The organism is Rhabdaerophilum sp. (assembly GCF_046092605.1).
GTDB lineage: Bacteria > Pseudomonadota > Alphaproteobacteria > Rhizobiales > Beijerinckiaceae > Rhabdaerophilum.
The window spans coordinates 1-17228 of the sequence record NZ_JBJTDY010000180.1 but is presented as its reverse complement, the minus strand read 5'-3'; the positions used below and the strand labels follow the sequence as shown (position 1 = coordinate 17228).

The 17228-nt window shown below is 65.2% G+C and carries 14 protein-coding genes; 5 read left to right on the top strand and 9 right to left on the bottom strand.

What is annotated here, in order from left to right; all coding sequences use genetic code 11:
- Position 1: 1 nt before the first annotated feature.
- On the top strand, positions 2-1669 hold the full coding sequence (locus ACKODO_RS14345) for a thiamine pyrophosphate-binding protein (protein WP_408984122.1): 1668 nt from the start codon (positions 2-4) through the stop codon (positions 1667-1669).
- 164 nt (positions 1670-1833) lie between these two features.
- Positions 1834-3957 (top strand): transglycosylase domain-containing protein, encoded by a 2124-nt coding sequence (locus tag ACKODO_RS14340; protein ID WP_408984121.1) that lies wholly within the window; start codon positions 1834-1836, stop codon positions 3955-3957.
- A gap of 3 nt (positions 3958-3960) precedes the next feature.
- Here ACKODO_RS14340 and ACKODO_RS14335 read toward each other — a convergent pair whose 3' ends face one another.
- The 3 genes from ACKODO_RS14335 to ACKODO_RS14325 form a co-directional block, all read right to left on the bottom strand.
- Positions 3961-5157 (bottom strand): multidrug effflux MFS transporter, encoded by a 1197-nt coding sequence (locus tag ACKODO_RS14335; RefSeq protein ID WP_408984120.1) that lies wholly within the window; start codon positions 5155-5157, stop codon positions 3961-3963.
- Between the two features lie 69 nt (positions 5158-5226).
- Positions 5227-5997, bottom strand: a complete 771-nt coding sequence (locus ACKODO_RS14330; RefSeq protein WP_408984119.1) for a M48 family metallopeptidase — start codon at positions 5995-5997, stop codon at positions 5227-5229.
- Positions 5998-6056: 59 nt separating this feature from the next.
- Entirely contained in the window at positions 6057-7349 is a 1293-nt protein-coding gene (locus ACKODO_RS14325) for a polyhydroxyalkanoate depolymerase (RefSeq protein ID WP_408984118.1), read from the bottom strand.
- 283 nt (positions 7350-7632) lie between these two features.
- Between ACKODO_RS14325 and ACKODO_RS14320 the strand changes: the two genes are divergently transcribed.
- On the top strand, positions 7633-9051 hold the full coding sequence (locus ACKODO_RS14320; protein ID WP_408984117.1) for an ActS/PrrB/RegB family redox-sensitive histidine kinase: 1419 nt from the start codon (positions 7633-7635) through the stop codon (positions 9049-9051).
- Between the two features lie 57 nt (positions 9052-9108).
- The gene (locus ACKODO_RS14315; protein ID WP_408984116.1) at positions 9109-9648 is read left to right on the top strand and encodes an ActR/PrrA/RegA family redox response regulator transcription factor; all 540 of its coding nucleotides are present in this window, start codon (positions 9109-9111) and stop codon (positions 9646-9648) included.
- Positions 9649-9663: 15 nt separating this feature from the next.
- Here the strand turns inward: ACKODO_RS14315 and ACKODO_RS14310 are convergent, their stop codons facing one another.
- The 5 genes from ACKODO_RS14310 to ACKODO_RS14290 all read right to left on the bottom strand — a co-directional run bounded on the left by ACKODO_RS14310 (position 9664) and on the right by ACKODO_RS14290 (position 15618).
- Positions 9664-10110: an MmcB family DNA repair protein gene (locus ACKODO_RS14310; protein ID WP_408984115.1), complete on the bottom strand. Its 447-nt coding sequence runs from the start codon at positions 10108-10110 to the stop codon at positions 9664-9666.
- 14 nt (positions 10111-10124) lie between these two features.
- Positions 10125-10583, bottom strand: coding sequence for a GMC oxidoreductase (locus ACKODO_RS14305; protein WP_408984114.1), 459 nt, complete (start codon positions 10581-10583; stop codon positions 10125-10127).
- Positions 10584-10651: 68 nt separating this feature from the next.
- On the bottom strand, positions 10652-13822 hold the full coding sequence (locus tag ACKODO_RS14300) for an efflux RND transporter permease subunit (protein ID WP_408984113.1): 3171 nt from the start codon (positions 13820-13822) through the stop codon (positions 10652-10654).
- An 11-nt stretch (positions 13823-13833) separates the two neighbouring features.
- Positions 13834-14985 (bottom strand): efflux RND transporter periplasmic adaptor subunit, encoded by a 1152-nt coding sequence (locus ACKODO_RS14295; protein ID WP_408984112.1) that lies wholly within the window; start codon positions 14983-14985, stop codon positions 13834-13836.
- 30 nt (positions 14986-15015) lie between these two features.
- A complete protein-coding gene (locus ACKODO_RS14290; RefSeq protein ID WP_408984111.1) occupies positions 15016-15618 on the bottom strand; it encodes a TetR family transcriptional regulator in 603 nt (200 codons plus the stop codon).
- Between the two features lie 183 nt (positions 15619-15801).
- Between ACKODO_RS14290 and ACKODO_RS14285 the strand changes: the two genes are divergently transcribed.
- Entirely contained in the window at positions 15802-16962 is a 1161-nt protein-coding gene (locus ACKODO_RS14285; RefSeq protein ID WP_408984110.1) for an aminotransferase, read from the top strand.
- Between the two features lie 38 nt (positions 16963-17000).
- Here the strand turns inward: ACKODO_RS14285 and ACKODO_RS14280 are convergent.
- The coding region (locus ACKODO_RS14280; protein WP_408984109.1) for a penicillin-insensitive murein endopeptidase at positions 17001-17228 on the bottom strand (228 nt) is incomplete at its 5' end.

The window sequence follows — 17228 nt, the reverse complement described above, 5'->3', positions numbered from 1 at the left end:
CATGATTGCCATCGCTCCCCGCCGCGCCGCCGATATTCTCGTGGCGCAACTCATCCGCCAGCAGGTGACCGACATCTTCTGCGTGCCCGGCGAGAGCTACCTCGCGGTGCTCGACAGCCTGCATGATGCCGCGATCCGCGTCACGGTCTGCCGGCAGGAGGGCGGGGCCTGCATGATGGCCGATGCCGTGGGGCGCCTCACGGGCCGGCCGGGCATCTCGTTCGTGACGCGTGGGCCGGGCGCGCTGAACGCCGCGCCGGCGATCCATATCGCGCATCAGGATTCCATTCCGGTGATCCTGTTCGTGGGGCAGATCGAGCGTTCGGCGCGCGAGCGCGGCGCGTTCCAGGAGCTCGATTACCGCGATGTCTTCGGCTCCATGACCAAATGGACCACCGAGATCGACGATGCGCGGCGCATCCCCGAGATCATCCATCGTGCCTTCCATGTCGCGATGTCCGGCCGCAAGGGCCCGGTGGTGATCGCGCTGCCGGAGGACATGCTGACCGAGATGGCGGCGGTCGCCGATGCGCCTTTCGTGGAGCCGCTCGAGACGCACCCGTCGCTCTCGCAGATGGCGCAGCTCCAGAAGCGGCTCTGGGCCGCGAAGAGGCCGATCGTCATCACGGGCGGCACCGGCTGGAGCCAGCAGGCGGTGGATCGCCTCGTGCGCTTTGCCGAGGCCTTCGACCTGCCGGTCTCGAATTCCTTCCGCCGGCAGATGATCTTCCCCGAGCGGCACGGCCAATATGTCGGCAATCTCGGTATCGGACCCAATCCACCGCTGCTGAAATACATCCGGGAGGCGGATCTTATCCTCGCGATTGGCGCGCGCCTCGGCGAGATGCCTTCGCAGGGTTATTCGCTGCTGGACATTCCGGGCGATGGCGAAAGGCTCATCCATGTCCATGCAGGCTCGGATGAACTCGGCCGCGTCTATGCGACAAAGCTGCCAATCCATGCGAGTATGGAAGCCTTCGCCGCGGCCTTGCAGACGCTTCAGCCGCCCGGAGAAAGGCCCTGGGCGGAGGCCCGGGCCGGCCTTCATGCGGAATATCGCAAATGGACCGAGGTGCCGACGAACATTCCCGGCACGCTTCAGATGGGCCCGGTGATGGCCTATCTGCGCGATCATCTCCCGGCGGATTCCGTGCTCTGCAACGGCGCGGGCAACTATGCGACCTGGCTCCACCGCTATTACATGTTCAACGGTTACGCGACGCAGGCAGCGCCGACTTCTGGCTCCATGGGCTATGGCGTGCCGGCGGCCGTGGGCGTGAAGCGCGCCTTTCCGGAAAAGACGGTGGTCGCTTTTGCCGGCGACGGCTGCTTCCTGATGAACGGGCAGGATTTCGCCACCGCCGTGCAATATGATCTTCCGATCATCGTGCTCGTCATCGACAACCGGATGTATGGCACCATCCGCATGCATCAGGAGCGGGAATTTCCTGGCCGCGTCTCCGCGACCGAATTGAAGAACCCCGATTTCGCGGCCTATGCGCGGGCCTTCGGCGGGCATGGCGAGCGGGTGGAGCGCACGGCGGAGTTCATTCCGGCTTTCGAGCGGGCCCGCGCCTCCGGCAAGCCGGCGATCCTGCACCTACTGATTGACCCTGAGGCCATCACCCCGACCACGACCATCACCGCCCTCCGCAACCATCAGCGCTGAGGTGAAGTTCTCGTTGCTCGCCCCAGAAATGGCCGCAATTCGGACCTAGTTTGATTTTTGGTTTCTCGGGATTAACGAGAGGTTAAGCTGATTGTCCCAGCATTTCGGACCGTCGGCTTCTTCCGTTCGAAGAGGCTTGGAAGGCGGGGGCTCAAGGTCCGGATATGGCCAGAGGGCGGACAGGCGGTTCGCGGCGCGAACCGCGCTTCGATGATGATGGCGGCTATGCCTCGAGCGAGCTTCGGCTCGCACCGGAGGATCGTGACCGCCGGACAAGCCGTCGTCCCGAGCCTCCCGCTGATCACGAGCCGCCGCGCCGTGGTCGCGACCGGCATCGCCGGGGCAAGGGTCGACGCGGCTTTTTCGGCACGATCTTCTACTGGAGCCTGACACTCGCGCTCTGGGGCGCCATCGCGCTCGCCGGCATCATTGGTTATTTCGCGATGAAATTGCCGCCGATCGATCAGCTCGCGGTGCCGAAGCGCCCGCCCAACGTGGCGATCCTCGCGGCGGATGGCACGCTCATCGCCAACCGGGGCGAAACCGGCGGCGCCAACGTGCCCTTCGGTGAATTGCCGCGCTACCTGCCGATGGCCTTCGTTTCCATCGAGGACCGGCGCTTCTACTCGCATTTCGGCATCGATCCCGTGGGTCTCGCGCGCGCCGTGGTGCGCAACGCGAGTTCGGGCCGCGCGGCGGAGGGGGGCTCCACCCTTACCCAGCAGCTCGCGAAGAACCTCTTCCTCACGCAGGAGCGCACGCTCAGCCGCAAGATCCAGGAAGCCCTGCTGTCGATCTGGCTGGAGCGGAACTATTCGAAGGACCAGATCCTCGAACTCTACATGAACCGCGTCTATTTCGGCTCCGGCGCCTATGGCGTGGAAGCGGCCTCGCAGCGCTATTTCGGCAAGAGCGCCCGGGCGCTCACCCTCGGCGAGGCGGCCGTGCTCGCCGGCCTCGTGCAGAGCCCGTCGCGCCTGGCGCCGAACCGCAACCCGGAGGGCGCTGCCGAACGCGCCGCCCTTGTGCTCGCCAAGATGGTGGAACAGGGCCATGCGACGCCGGAGATGGTGAAGCTCGCCAGGACAAACACCACCGAAGCGCGCAAGAGGGCGCGGCCCGGCGCCGGCAATTATGTCGCCGACTGGGTGATGGACGTGCTCGATGACCATATCGGCACCATCGACCGCGACATCGTGGTGAAGACCACGATCGACCCGCGCCTGCAGGGCCTTGCCGAGAAGGTGGTCGCCACCGAATTCGAGCAGAAGCGCCTGAAGTTGAATGTCGACCAGATCGCGATGGTCGCGATGAGCCCCGATGGCGCGGTGCGCGCGCTGGTCGGTGGACGTGATTACGCGCAGAGCCAGTTCAACCGCGCGGTGATGGCGCGCCGCCAGCCGGGTTCCAGCTTCAAGCCCTTCGTCTACCTCGCGGCCCTCGAGAAAGGCCTCACGCCGGATACCATCCGCGAGGATGGCCCGGTGAACATCAAGGGCTGGAAGCCGGAGAACTACACGCGCGAATATTTCGGCAACGTGACCCTCCAGCAGGCGCTTGCGATGTCTCTGAACACCATTCCGGCCAAGCTCATCATGGAGATCGGACCGCGCACGGTGGTGCGCACGGCGCAGAGGCTCGGCATTTCGTCGGGCCTCCGGGCAGATGCGTCGCTGGCGCTCGGCACCTCGGAAGTCACGCCAATAGAAATGACCACAGCCTATGCCGCCTTCGCGAATGGCGGCACGGGGGTCATTCCGCATGCGATCATCGAGGTGAAGGGGACCGATGGCACGCTGATCTACCGGCGCCAGCCGCAGAATCTGGGCCAGGTTGCCGAGCCGGCAACCATCGGCGCGCTGAACCGCATGATGCGCGAGACGCTGGTTTCCGGCACCGCCCGCAAATCGGATCTGCCGGGCTGGCAGGCCGCCGGCAAGACCGGCACCACGCAGGAACACAAGGATGCGTGGTTCTTGGGGTACACGGCGCATCTCGTCGCGGGCTTCTGGGTGGGCAACGACGAAGGCGACCTGATGAAGAAGGTCACGGGTTCCGGCCTTCCGGCCGAACTCTGGGCCAGCTTCATGCGCGAGGCCCATGGCAAGGTTCCGCCGCAGCTGCTGCCGGGCCTCAATGAAGGCGGCTGGCCGGGGGTCGGCAATGGCATGCCGGTGGCGCAGCAGCCAGCCGGCACGCGCCATGCGCCCGGCGGCGATTCCCCGATGCGGCTCGAGGGGCCGAGCGCGCAGGATCGCAGTCTGCTCTCGCGCCTGTTCGGTGGCTGAGGATCAGGAAAATGTGCTGACACGCCGGATGCGCGGCAGGGTCGCCATTCCGATCAGGCCCATCAGGGCCGTCGCGGCCGTCAGCGCGACAGGGCTCTGCGACACGAAAGCGCCCACCAGCGCCCCCACGATGGCCGCGAAGCTCATCTGCATGATCCCCAGCAGCGACGAGACGCTGCCCGCGCGATCCGGGAACGGCATCAGCGCGCCGGCAGCGGATTGAGGCAGTGTGAAGCCCACGCCCATCGCGTAGAAGGCCATGGGCACGGCAAGCCCCGCCAACCAATATGGCATCACGAACGAAAAGCCCAGAAGCGCAAGGCCAGCGACAGCCTGCAGCACGGCGCCGATCTCGATGGCGCGCAGGCTTCCCTTCGAGGCCACCACCTTCTGCGCCATGACCGTGCCGAGGATGTAGCCCAGGACCATCACGCCGAAGGTGGCGGCAAAGCCGGCAGGGGAAAGACCGAAATGCCCCTGCATCACGAAGCTTGAGCCGGAGATGAAGGCGAAGAGCCCCGCATAGGTCACCGCGCTGAGCAGCGCGAAGGACGTGAAGCGTCCGTCCCGGCAGAGTTCGCCATAGCCGCGCATGATCTCGCGCACCGAAAAGGGCGAAACGAGCGGTTGCCTCAGGGTCTCTGGCAGCCGGCGCGCCACCGCGATGCCCAGAGCGATCGCAAGAAACACCACGGCGAGGAAGTTCATCCGCCAGCCCGAGAGGATCTCGATGCCCGCGCCCAGCATCGGGGCGATGGCCGGCACGATGCCCATGATCGTGCCCATGCGCGCCAACATTTGGCCGGCCTCGCGGCCTTCATGGAGATCGCGCACAATGGCGCGCGCCAGAACCATCGGTCCCGCCGCGCCCACCCCCTGCAGGAAGCGTGCGGCGATCAGCACCTCAAGACTGGGCGCCATGGCCGAGGCGAGGTTGGCGAAGGCATAAAGCGCGAGCCCGGCCAGCATCACCTGCTTGCGGCCGCGACGATCGGACAACGGGCCGTAGAAGACCTGCCCCAAGGCGAAGCCGAGGAGATAGGCCGAGAGTGTCCACTGCGCTTGCGCGGTCGTTGCGCCGAAATGCTGCTGGATGCTCGGCAGCGAAGGCAGATACATGTCGGTCGAGAGCGGCCCGATGGCCGTCAGCAGGCCGAGGAGGATCGTCATTCCCAGCGTGCCGGATTTCAAATGCGCCATGATGCGGGCCTTGCCCGCTCACGGGCATTGAAGAAACGGGTTTCGCCCGTTGCAGGGCTGGGAGAGGGATTACGGACCGTAATGATGCAGCGCCGGGCCGTGCCGGTTGAGCCAGTCTTCCGCCACCCGGAAATCCGGCACCAGCGTGCGGACATTCCGCCAATAGCGCGCGGAGTGATTCATTTCCAGCCGGTGCGCCACCTCATGCGCCGCAAGATAATCGAGCACGAAACCCGGCGCGAGGATGAGCCGCCAGGAATAGGCGAGATTACCGCGCGACGAGCACGAGCCCCAGCGGCTCACCGTATCCTTGATGCTGATCCGCCCGATCGCCACCCCGAGGGTTGCGGCATGCCGGCGGGAGGCAACCGTGAGATCGGCGAGGGCCTCGGCCTTCAGGAAGCGCAGCACGCGGCCTGGCAGCGCATCGGATGCGCCATGCACGAGAAGCACGAGGCCTTCCGTGGTGTGTTCGATCCGTGTCGCGCCTCGGTTCGCGCCGGCGTGGCGGATGCGATGCTCGACACCGCGGATCGGCAAGGTGGCGCCATCGGCAAAGGCCACGCGCGGCGGCAGGGCCTTCAAACGCGCTTCGAGCCATCCGGCTTGCGAGAGCACGAATTGCTCGGCGCGATGGCGCGCCACGCCGCGCGGCAGGGTGAGGGTCGCGCCGCCCGTGCGGCGATCGATGCGCAGGATCATGCGCCGGGCTGCCGGGCGCACGACGACGGCAATCTCCTGTGGGCCATCCCGCATCTCGATGCGAATGGGGCGCGGCGGCGCGGCGGGTTTGCGCAGGCGCGGGGGGATCGGCAGGTCAATGAGCCGCGAAGGCGCCATGGAAACAGGGGCTCCGAATCAATCCCGGGAGCCCCAGTCTAATGGTCCCTGCCGTGAAATCACCGCACCGCGCGCAGCGCGGGACGAGATGCTGCAACCGCTTCACCCGCATATCCCGCGCAAAGCTCGATGAAGCCCGCGATCGCCGGGGCGATATCGCGGCGGAAGCGGGAGCCGTTGAACACACCGTAATGCCCCACTTCCTTCTGGAGGTGGTAGAGCTGGCGTTCCTTCGGCAGGTTCACGCAGAGATCATGCGCAGCCCTGGTCTGGCCGACGCCGGAAATGTCGTCCTTCTCGCCCTCGACCGTCATGAGGCCGCAGCGGCGGATGGCGCCGAGATCGACCTTGCGGCCGCGATGCAGCATCTCGCCCTTCGGCAGGGCATGGCGCACGAAGACCGTATCGACCGTCTGGAGATAGAATTCGGCCGTGAGATCCATCACGGCCATGTATTCATCGTAAAAGTCGCGATGCTTCTCGGCAGAGTCACCGTCGCCTGAAACGAGGTGGTTGAACATGTCCCAATGCGCCGTGAGGTGGCGGTCGATGTTCATCGCCATGAAGCCCGAAAGCTGGAGATAGCCCGGATAGACCTCACGCATCAGGCCAGGATGCGGGAACGGCACCCGCGCGATGCAATTCGTGCGGAACCATTCGATGCCGCGCTTCTGGGCCACCTTGTTCACTTCGGTCGGGCTGCAGCGGGTATCGATCGGGCCGCCCATCAGCGTCATGGAACGCGGGGTGGCGGGATCGTTCTCCTCCTCCATCAGCGCGATGGCCGCGATGACCGGCACGGAGGGCTGGCAGACGGCCATGACATGCACATCCGGCCCGAGCAGGCGAATCATGTCGCGCACATAATCGATGTAATCGTCGAGGTCGAAGCCACCCTGCGAGAGCGAGACCATCCGCGCATCGACCCAATCGGTGATATAGACCTCATGGGTAGGCAGGAAGGCCTCCACCGTGCCCCGCAGGAGGGTCGCGAAATGGCCCGACATCGGGGCAACGATGAGCAGGCGGGGCTGCGGCGCCAGGTTGACCGGCAGCGCGCGATCGAAAATGATGAGGTTGCAGAACGGCGCCCGCCACACCACGCGCTCGATGACATCGACACGCTGGCCGTTCACAACCGTCTGCGGAAGATCGAAAATCGGCTTGCCATAGCGGCGCGTCACGCGCTCGAAGAGCTCGCAGGTCGCCGAGACGGAGCGGCCATAGTCCGTATGGGTGAGCGGGTTGAGCGGGTTGCGGTAGAACAGCCGCAAGGCATCGCTCGCGGCGCGCGCAGGGCCCAGCACCGCATGCGCCATCTCGTAGAACATATATCCGGATTGTCTCATCATCAGAGCAAGCTCCCAAGCGCGCGGGCCGCGAAGTGTCTGCCGCTGCTACACGCGACAATGTCGGCAGGTTCGTGAAGTTCCTATTCGACTTTCGAAATATTCCCCGGAAAAGGGCTTAGGCCCGTGACATTTTTTCCGCAACTGCTTTCCCATTGGTGAAATCCCCATCCCCGGGGCAACATGTATGGCCGGGAGACGGAAAGAGGTCTATGAATGGGCTTCCGTCTTGCCCATCCGAGATCGGACGTGTCGGCATCTGCGCGAGGGGGCGAGGGTGAAAACCATGCCAAGACGGCTGCGTTCCAAACTCCCGCGGGATCACCGCCTGCTGCGTCTCGAAACGCTGCTGCGCCTGCGCTGGTATGCGGTGATCGTGCAGGCCATCCTGATCCTGGTCGGGGAATTCCCGGTCGGGCTGGATCTGCCCTTGGGCAGCATCGGGCTGGTGCTCGCCTTCGCGGTGGCGCTGAACATGGCGCTGCATGTGCGCGCGCCGGCCGGCTATCGCATGGAGGAATCGGCCGCTTTCGTGCTTCTGGGCGCGGATATCCTGCAGCTTGCGGCGCTTCTTTATTTCGCGGGTGGCGTTACCAACCCGTTCTCGATCTTCTTCCTTGCGCCGGTGCTCATCTCGGCGATGGCGCTGCCGCTCCAGCGCACGATCGTGCTCGGCGTTCTGGCCATGGCGGCCACGACATTCATTCTGTTCTATCACGAGCCGTTGCGCAGCTCCGGTGGGGAGGTTCTGGCGGTTCCCGATTATTATTCGCCCTGGCTCTGGCTCGCCTTGCAGGCCGCAATCGTGTTCGTCGGGCTTTATGCCTGGCGCATTGCCGAGGAAGCCCGCCAGCTCGCGCAGGCACTGGCCATGACCGAGCTCGTGCTGGAGCGCGAGCAGCACATCTCGGATCTCGACGGTCTCGCGGCAGCCGCCGCCCATGAGCTCGGCACCCCGCTCTCGACCATTGCCGTGGTGGCGGGCGAACTTCTGCATGGTTCGATCAAGGACGAGGCGCTGAAGGCCGATCTCCAGCTGATCAAGGAACAATCGGCACGCTGCCGGCAGATTCTCGCGCAGATCACGACGCTCGGTGAGCCCAATGCCGCGCCGTTCCGCACGGTCACGGTCTCCGGCCTCGTGGCGGAGGTTATCGCGCGCTACCGCGATCGTGGCGCGCCTGTCACCCTGCTTTGCGCGGGGCCCGATCCCGAACCGCGCTGCCTGCGCAATCCCGGTCTGCTCTATGGAATCGGCAACCTCTTGCAGAACGCGGCGGAATTTGCTGTTTCCGCGGTGCAGATCAGCGTGCGCTGGGATGATCGCGACGTGACAATAGAGATCTGCGACGATGGCCCGGGCATCCCCGACTTTGTGCTGGAGCGGCTGGGTGAGCCCTATCTCACCTCCCGCCCCTGGGACGAGAACAACCCGGAAGCTGGCCCCGGCGGGGGCATGGGCCTCGGGCTCTTCATCGCGAAGGTGCTGCTGGAACGCTCCGGCGCCACGCTGAACGCCGCCAACCGGGTGGATCCGGAGACCGGTGCGACAATTCGTCTGATGTGGCCGCGCCATCTGTTTAACGAACTCGTCCGTAACGAGGTGTGGGAATTTCAGATTTCCGGATTGTCATCGGATGCTGCCGGGAGCCGCTCGGGCTTGAAGGAAGCAAAGACGCTTTCGGGAAGCCCGGAATCCAGTTAAGGTAACATCAGAGGTTTGGTTATGGACGTTCAGACCAAAAACCGGGATGGCCTCCAGATGACTGCCATGGGTGGCAACCCCAGCCTCCTGATCCTTGATGATGATCGCCCCTTCCTCGCGCGCCTCGCGAAGGCGATGGAAACGCGGGGCTACCGCGTGACGACCGCCGCCAGCGTCGACGAGGGCCTCATCGCCATTTCCAGTTTCGCGCCGGATTATGCCATCATCGATGTCCGGCTTGGGGACGGGAACGGCCTCGATGTCGTCTCCGAGATCAAGAAGCGCCATCCCGAAACGCGGTCTCTGGTGCTCACGGGCTACGGCAATATCGCGAGCGCGGTGGCGGCCATCAAGCGTGGCGCCTTCGATTACCTCGCCAAGCCCGCCGATGCCGACGAGATCGACGCGGCGCTTCATGGCGGCATGGGCGAGAAGCCGGTCCTGCCCGAACAGCTGATGTCGGCGGATCGCGTGCGCTGGGAGCATATCCAGCGGATATACGAGTTATGCGGCAGGAATGTTTCGGAGACGGCGCGCCGCCTCAACATGCATCGCCGCACCCTGCAGCGCATCCTCGCCAAGCGCGCGCCCAAATAGGCCCGCGAAAACCGGTCAGCGGTCAGGCCTCAGGGCATCAGGATCGCTTGTTCCGAGCCATCTCTGCCCCGCGATCCAGCCGAGTTGCAGGATAAGACTCTTGCGTGTGGTCGCGTGAATGGCACCGGGAGTCGCGCAATCCCGGACCATCTCGGCGTCGAAACCATCGGCGAGGAACAGGCCCGCCTCCTCCGGGAAGATCGCTGGCGGAACGCCCTCATGGCTCGCGAAGAAGAAGCGATCGCAATAGGGCCGGTATTCCCGCCATTTGTGATCGGCGCGGAAATCCTCGACCGAGGATTTGATCTCGATGATCCACAAATCGCCCGTGCGGGAGAAGGCCATCAGGTCCGCGCGCCGCCCATTGGGGAGGGCCACCTCCGGCAGGGCCATCAGCCCGCGCTGGAAGAGGTGGCGCGTGAGCCCGCGCGCGAGAACCGCCGCGAGGCCTTCGCGAGGCATGCGAGCCGGTTCCATCAGGCGGCCAGCGCCTTCCTGTCGGCGGAAAGCAGGAGTTCCGCGGCATTTTCCACGATCATCAGCACGGGGGAATTCGTGTTTCCAGACGTGATCGTCGGCATCACCGAGGCATCCGCGATGGAGAGCCCCTCGCAGCCGATGACCGAGAGAAACGCATAGACCACCGCAATCGGTTCATCCGCGAGGCCCATCCGCGCCGTGCCGACCGGGTGGAAGACCGTGGTGCCGATCTCGCTGGCTGCGCGCACGAGCTCCTCGTCGCTGTGCAATGCCGGGCCGGGCCGGAACTCCTCCGGCTTGAAGCGCTGCGACGCCGGCTGGCCGGCGATCCTCCGCACGAGGCGGAGCGAATCCGCGGCCGCCCGCCGGTCCTCGTCGGTCGAGAGGTAATTGGGCAGGCGATTGGCGAGCATGCAGCCCGCCGCTTGCCGCTCCTCCTGCACGATCATGCCCATCAGCCTCCCGCCGGTCTTGGTTTGACCGGCAGGTTAGGTTGCGGCGGGAAGGGCCTCAAGGGCCGAGTTCACTCGGCGGCCGTGGCCAGCGCCGGAGGTGATGACAGAGCGACCGGCGCGGTGGACTCCGCCGGAGGCGCCTTGGCGCGCAGGTCATCCGCCTTCAGCTTCTTGCGGAACCACAGGGCATAGAGCGCCGGCAGGAACAGCAAAGTGAGGAAGGTAGCGACGAACAGGCCCCCCATGATGGTGAAGGCCATCGGGCTCCAGAAGGCCGAGCCCGAGAGCGGCACCATCGCGAGGATGGCCGTAAGCGCCGTGAGCACCACGGGCCGTGCGCGCCGCACGGTGGCTTCGGCGATTGCCTCGCGCAAAGGCAGGCCGCTATCGAGATCATGGTCGATCTGGTCGACCAGAATCACCGTGTTTCGCATGATCATGCCCGCGAGCGCGATGAGCCCGAGCAAGGCCACGAAGCCGAAGGGCTTGTTGGCAAGGTTCAGGGCCAGAGAGGCCCCGATCAACCCCAGCGGAGCGGTCGAAAACACGAGGAGCAGCTTCGAGAAGCTCTGAAGCTGGAACATCAGCAGCGTGAGCATCACCATGAACATGACGGGGAAGAGCTTGAAGATCGAGGCATTGGCCTTGGCCGATTCCTCGATCGCGCCACCGATCTCGAGTCGATAGCCCTGCGGCATCGCATCGCGAATGGGCTGCAGTGCCTTCCAGACCTCGTTCGTCACATCCGGGGCCTGAACACCGTCGATGATGTCCGAACGCACGGTGATCGACATGTCGCGGTTGCGCCGCCACAGGATCGGCTCCTCATGCTCGTAGGTGATGCGCGCGACCTGCGCGAGCGGCACCGGCACGCCGTTGCGGGCGGTGAGCGTGAAATCCGCGAGGCGCGTCGGGTCGAGCCGTTCGCCGGGCACGGCCCGCGCCACGACCTGCACGGTTTCGGTGCGATCGCGGACGGTGGTGATCGGCGCGCCGGAGACGAGTGTCTGCAGGCTCTGCGCGATGGCCGTCGGGTCGAGCCCGAAGGCGCGGGCGCGATCCTGATCCACGATGAGGCGGATCGAGGGCATCATCTCGTTCCAGTCGAGATGCGGATCGCGGGTCTTGGCGTTCTGCGCCATGGTCTCGCGGACCTGATAGGCGATGCGGCGCACCTCGATCGGATCGGCGCCCACCACGCGGAACTGCACGGGGAAGCCGACGGGCGGCCCGAAATTGAAGCGATCGACACGCACGCGGGCCGCGGCCAGCGCGCCCTCGGCGATGGCCTTCTCGAGCCGGGCCTTGATGCGCTCGCGGGCCTTCACATCCTTGGTGAGAATGACGGTCTGCGCGAAGGCCTCGTTCGGCAGCACGAGGTTCAGTCCGAGCCAGAAGCGCGGCGACCCTTCCCCGATATAGGTCGTGGCATGGATGACATCCGGATCTTCCGAGAGCAGCTTCTGCGCTTCCTCCGCGACTTTCTTTGTCGCGCCGATGGAAGAGCCCTCCGGCAGGCGCATCTCGAGGAAGAGTTCCGGGCGCTCGGAAAGCGGAAAGAATTGCTGTTGCACGCGGCCGAACGCCACGATCGAGAGCGCAAAGATGCCGATGGTCGCCAGAATCACCTTGCCGCGATGTTCCACGCACCACGCCACGACGCGGCGCAGGCGCGAATACATCGGCGTGTCATACATCGCCGCATGGCCATGGTGCAGGATGGGGCGACCATTCGCGTCGCGCTCCACCTTCATCTCCGGCAGCAGCTTCACGCCGAGATAGGGCGTGAACACCACCGCCACGAACCAGGAGGCGACAAGCGCGAGGCCCACCACGATGAAGAGCGAGCCGGTGTATTCGCCCACCGCCGAGTTCGCGAGGCCGATCGGCAGGAAGCCGGCGGCCGTCACCAGCGTGCCGGTGAGCATCGGGAAGGCGGTCGATTCCCAGGCGAAGGCCGCAGCCTTCAGCCGGTCCCACCCCTCCTCCAGCTTCACCATCATCATCTCGACCGCGATGATCGCGTCATCGACGAGCAGACCCAGCGCGATGATGAGCGCGCCCAGCGAGATGCGGTGCAGGTCGATGCCCAGAGCATCCATCAGGACGAAGACGATCGTGAGCACCAGAGGCACGGAGAGCGCGACCACCAGCCCGGTCCTCCAGCCGAGCGAGAGGAACGACACGGCGAGCACGATGAGCAACGCCTCGATGAAGGCGCGCACGAATTCACGCACAGAGGTTTCAACCACATGCGGCTGGTTCGCGATCTGGTCGATCTCGATCCCGATGGGGAGCTTCTCCTTGAAGGCGGCGAGCGCCTTGTCCACTTCCCCGCCGAGGGTCACGATATTCGCACCCTTGAGCATCACCACGCCCACGCCCACGGCAGGCTTGCCATTCTGGCGGATCAGAAAATCCGGCGGGTCCTTGAAGTCGCGTGTCACATGGGCGATGTCGCCGAGCCGGAAGGTGCGGCCGCCGGCCTCGATCGGAATCGCGGCGACTGCCGCCGCGCCATCCAGCGCGCCGGAAACGCGCAGCGGAATGCGCTGCGCCGCCGTTTCGAAGATGCCGGCGGGATTGACCGCATTCTGCCGGGCGATGGCCTCGAAGATCGCGGTGACCGGAACGCCAAGCGTGGCGAGCTTCACATGGCTGAACTCCACGAAGATACGCTCATCCTGCGTGCCGTAGAGGTTCACCTTCACCACATCGGGCACGCGCAGCATCTCGCGCTTGAGATCCTCGGCGACGCTCTTGAGCTTCGCGTAATCCGCGCCGTCGCCGGTGATCATCAGCAGGATGGAATCGACATCGCCGAACTCGTCATTGACATTGGGCCCGATGATGCCCGAGGGCAGGTTGCCGCGGATGTCGTTGAGCTTCTTGCGCAGCTGGTAGAACAGCTCCGGCACCTGGCGGGCCGGGGTGTAATCCTTGAATTCCATCTGCGTCGCCGAGAAGCCCGGCTTGGAATAGGTCACGGCCCGGTTGAAATAGGGTAGTTCCTGCAGCTTCTTCTCGATCTTCTCGGTCACCTGCTCCTGCATCTCCTGCGCCGTGGCGCCGGGCCAGACGACCGTGATGGTCGCGACCTTGATGGTGAAGGAGGGGTCTTCCGCGCGGCCGAGCCGCAGATACGAGATGAGACCGGCCGCCGTGACGACGAGGATAAGGAAGAGAACCAGCGCCTGATGCCGAACCGCCCAGGCCGAAAGATTGATGCCGCCCTTCATGGTCGTTCCCCTCAGCCGAGACGGAGTTCGGTGACCGGCTTCACCTTGAGGCCGGGCTTGAGCTTGTGGATGCCGAGAACCACGACGGCATCGCCATCGGTGAGGCCGCCGGCGATCAGCGCGTCCTTCGCCTCATAGGCCGTCACCTGCACGGGCTTGCGCTTCAGTTCGCCCGAGGCATCGACCACGAAGACCTCCGGCCCGCGCCCCTCGTTGAGGATGGCGGCGAGCGGCAGGCGCGCCACGCGCGCATCCTCCGCCGGGCGCACCACCAACGAGACCGACATGCCGAGCGGCGCATCGGCCGGCAGGCTCTCCAGGGTGAAGCGCGCCTGGAACGTGCGCGTCAGCGGATCGGCCGCGGGCGAAAGTTCGCGCAGCTTCGCCGGGTAGCTCCTGCCCGGATCGGTCCAGAGGCTCGCCTCGGCACGAGCCTTGCGGATGTCATCCATCTCCTGCTCGGGGATGGCGACGAGCGCCTCGCGCAGGCCATCCTTGGCGATCCGCAGGACCGGCTGGCCGGCGGCCAGAACCTGCCCCGGCTCGACGCTGGTGGAGACGACAATCCCGTCATCCTCGGCCAGCAGCTCGGCATAGGATTGCGCGTTCCGGGCGAGTTCCAGCTGGCGCTCGGCCCGCAGACGGCGACCTGTGGCTTCTTCCAGGGCCGCGCGCTGGCGATCGAGCGCCTGTTCGGTGGACCAGCCCTTGGCGCGCAATTCGATCACGCGCATCAACTCGGCGCTGGACGATTTCTCGGAAGCCTTGGCAGCCGCAAGTTCAGCCTCGGCCGTTTCGCGCTGAAGCGTAAGGTCGGCGGGGTCGAGCGTCGCCACGACCTGTCCCTTCTTCACGCGATCACCGGCCTGCACGCGGCGCTCGGCCACCTTGCCGGAGATGCGGAAGCCCTGATCGGTTTCGACCCGGGCCCGCACGGTGCCCACGAGGATGCGCGCGGGAGCGGCCGGTGCGAACTGCACCTTCTGCACCAGCACGGGGCGGTTCTCGAGGTTTTCAGCCTGCGGTTTGCCAACCTCGGCAGCCGGGCGCCCCACCAGAAACCAGGCACCGGCAGCGCTGGTGGCGAGCACCAGCGCCGCGATTCCAAAATTGCGACGGGAGAGGAAGGCGGAAGAACGGGAGGGCGTATCGGGGGAGGACATGGCAAGCCTCGAATGGAAAGAAGGAAAATCTCAGGGACGAAGGGCTGCGAGGATAAGCTGGGCGATGCGCCGCGCCTGATCCTCCTGGTCATCCCCAAAGCGCGCCGATTGCGCGATCATCGTGGGATGGAAGACCTTGGCGGTGGCGCTGAAGGCGGTTTCGGCAAAATCGGCGGGGTCCACCGGCCGGAACTCGCCGGAGGCAATGCCCTCGCCCACAAGCCGCGCCATCTGGCTCACAACGCTTTCGCAATGCGCCTCGATGGCGGGCCAGTTCTCCTCCATCGCCACCTCGACCATGTCGAACAGGCGATGCTCGCTGGTGAGCTTCTCCTTGTTGTGGCGATGAAGCTCGACGATGAGCGCCACGAGCCGCTCGGAAGCGGGGGCCTGACGCTGGACGATGCCGGAGATGAGCGCGTCGGTCTCGCGCATGACCTTCGCGCAGAGCGCATCATTGATCGCGAGCTTGGAGGGGAAGAAGCGGTAAACATTCGCCGGAGACATGCCCATGGCCTGAGCGATGTCCGCGACGGCGGTTTTCGCATAGCCGATGCGGCGAAAATGCTCCTCGGCCACCACGAGGATGCGCTCGCGCATGTCGTCGGCCGAGATTTTCTGTCGGATATTCATGGAGTTCCCCGCCGGATTGATATTTGACTGGTGACGGATAACGTATGACGGTTTTTAATTTTTATCAGAAATCAATCGTCCGTCAAGAGAAAGCTTGGTTGTCGCCGGCATCTGGCGGGCGCTGGCCAAGCGCGGGGCCTGCGGCTAGAAGCGATGCCGCTTTCCTTCCTTCGGTTCCGGGCGATGACGCGCAGCTTCAATTCCACCTATTCCGGCCTTTCCACGACCGTGTTCGAAACCATGTCGCGGCTGGCGCGCGAGCACAGGGCCGTCAATCTCGGGCAGGGCTTCCCGGATGATCCTGGCGCACCGGACATTCGCCAGAGGGCGGCGGATGCGGTGATTTCCGGCTGGAACCAGTATCCGCCGATGATGGGCATTCCTGAGCTGAGACAGGCGATTTCCACCCATTTTTCGCATCATCAGGGCGTGACTTTCGATCCCGACACCGAGATCATGGTCACCTCCGGCGCGACCGAGGCGATTGCCGGCGCGCTTTTCGCGCTCATCGAGCCCGGCGACGAGGTGGTTCTGTTCGAACCGATGTATGACGCCTATCTGCCGCTGGTGAAGCGCGCGGGGGGCATCCCTAAATTCGTGAAGCTCTCCCCGCCCGATTGGCGCTTCACGGCGGAAAGCCTGATGGCGGCCTTCAGCCCGCGCACGAAGCTCGTGCTGTTCAACAATCCGCTGAACCCCTCCGCGACCGTGTGCCCCGTGGAGGATCTTTCCATGCTCGCGCATTTCTGCATGGCGCACGATGCCATCGCGCTCTGCGACGAGGTGTGGGAGCATGTGGTGTTCGATTGCCTCGTCCATCTGCCGCTCTGCGCCCTGCCCGGCATGCGCGAGCGCACGGTGAAGATCAGCTCGGCGGGGAAGATCTTCTCGCTCACCGGCTGGAAGGTCGGTTTCGTCATGGCTCCGACAGAAATCATGCGGGTGCTCTCGAAATCGCATCAGTTCCTGACCTTCACCACCCCGCCGAACCTGCAGGCGGCGGTGGCCTACGGGCTCGCGAAGGAAGACGCCTTCTTCCGGACGATGCGCGACGACTTCCAGCAGGCTCGGGATTACCTCGCCAACGGCCTGAAGGGCCTTGGCTTCTCGGTGCTGCCCTCGCAGGGCACCTACTTTCTCAATGTGGATCTGGCGCCGATGGGCGTGAACGACGACATGGCCTTCTGCCAGAAACTCGTGGCCGAGCATGGCGTCGCGGCCATCCCGGTTTCGGCCTTCTATGCCGAGGATCCGGTGCGCACGATCATGCGGCTGTGTTTTGCCAAGAAGCGCGAGACGCTGGATGCCGCACTCGAGCGGCTTTCGCATGTCAAGCCGGCGTAGGACAGCACAAGACAGCCCCAATTTCGCCAGCGCGACCTCTATTTCGCCAGCGCAACCTCGCGGCATTCCGCCGGCAGGTCGTCGAGGGTCCAGTGCCTCGGCTTCGGCCTGGGCTTGGGAGGGGCGTTGGGGTCGGCTGGCGGCCGCGGCGTCATCAGCGCCGCATATTGCTTCTTCAGCCAGTCCTGAAGCTCCTCGCCGCAGCCATCGCCATCCTGCGGCAGGGGCTGGTCCGCGCAGGTGCTGAGGGAGTTGCCGGCCAATGC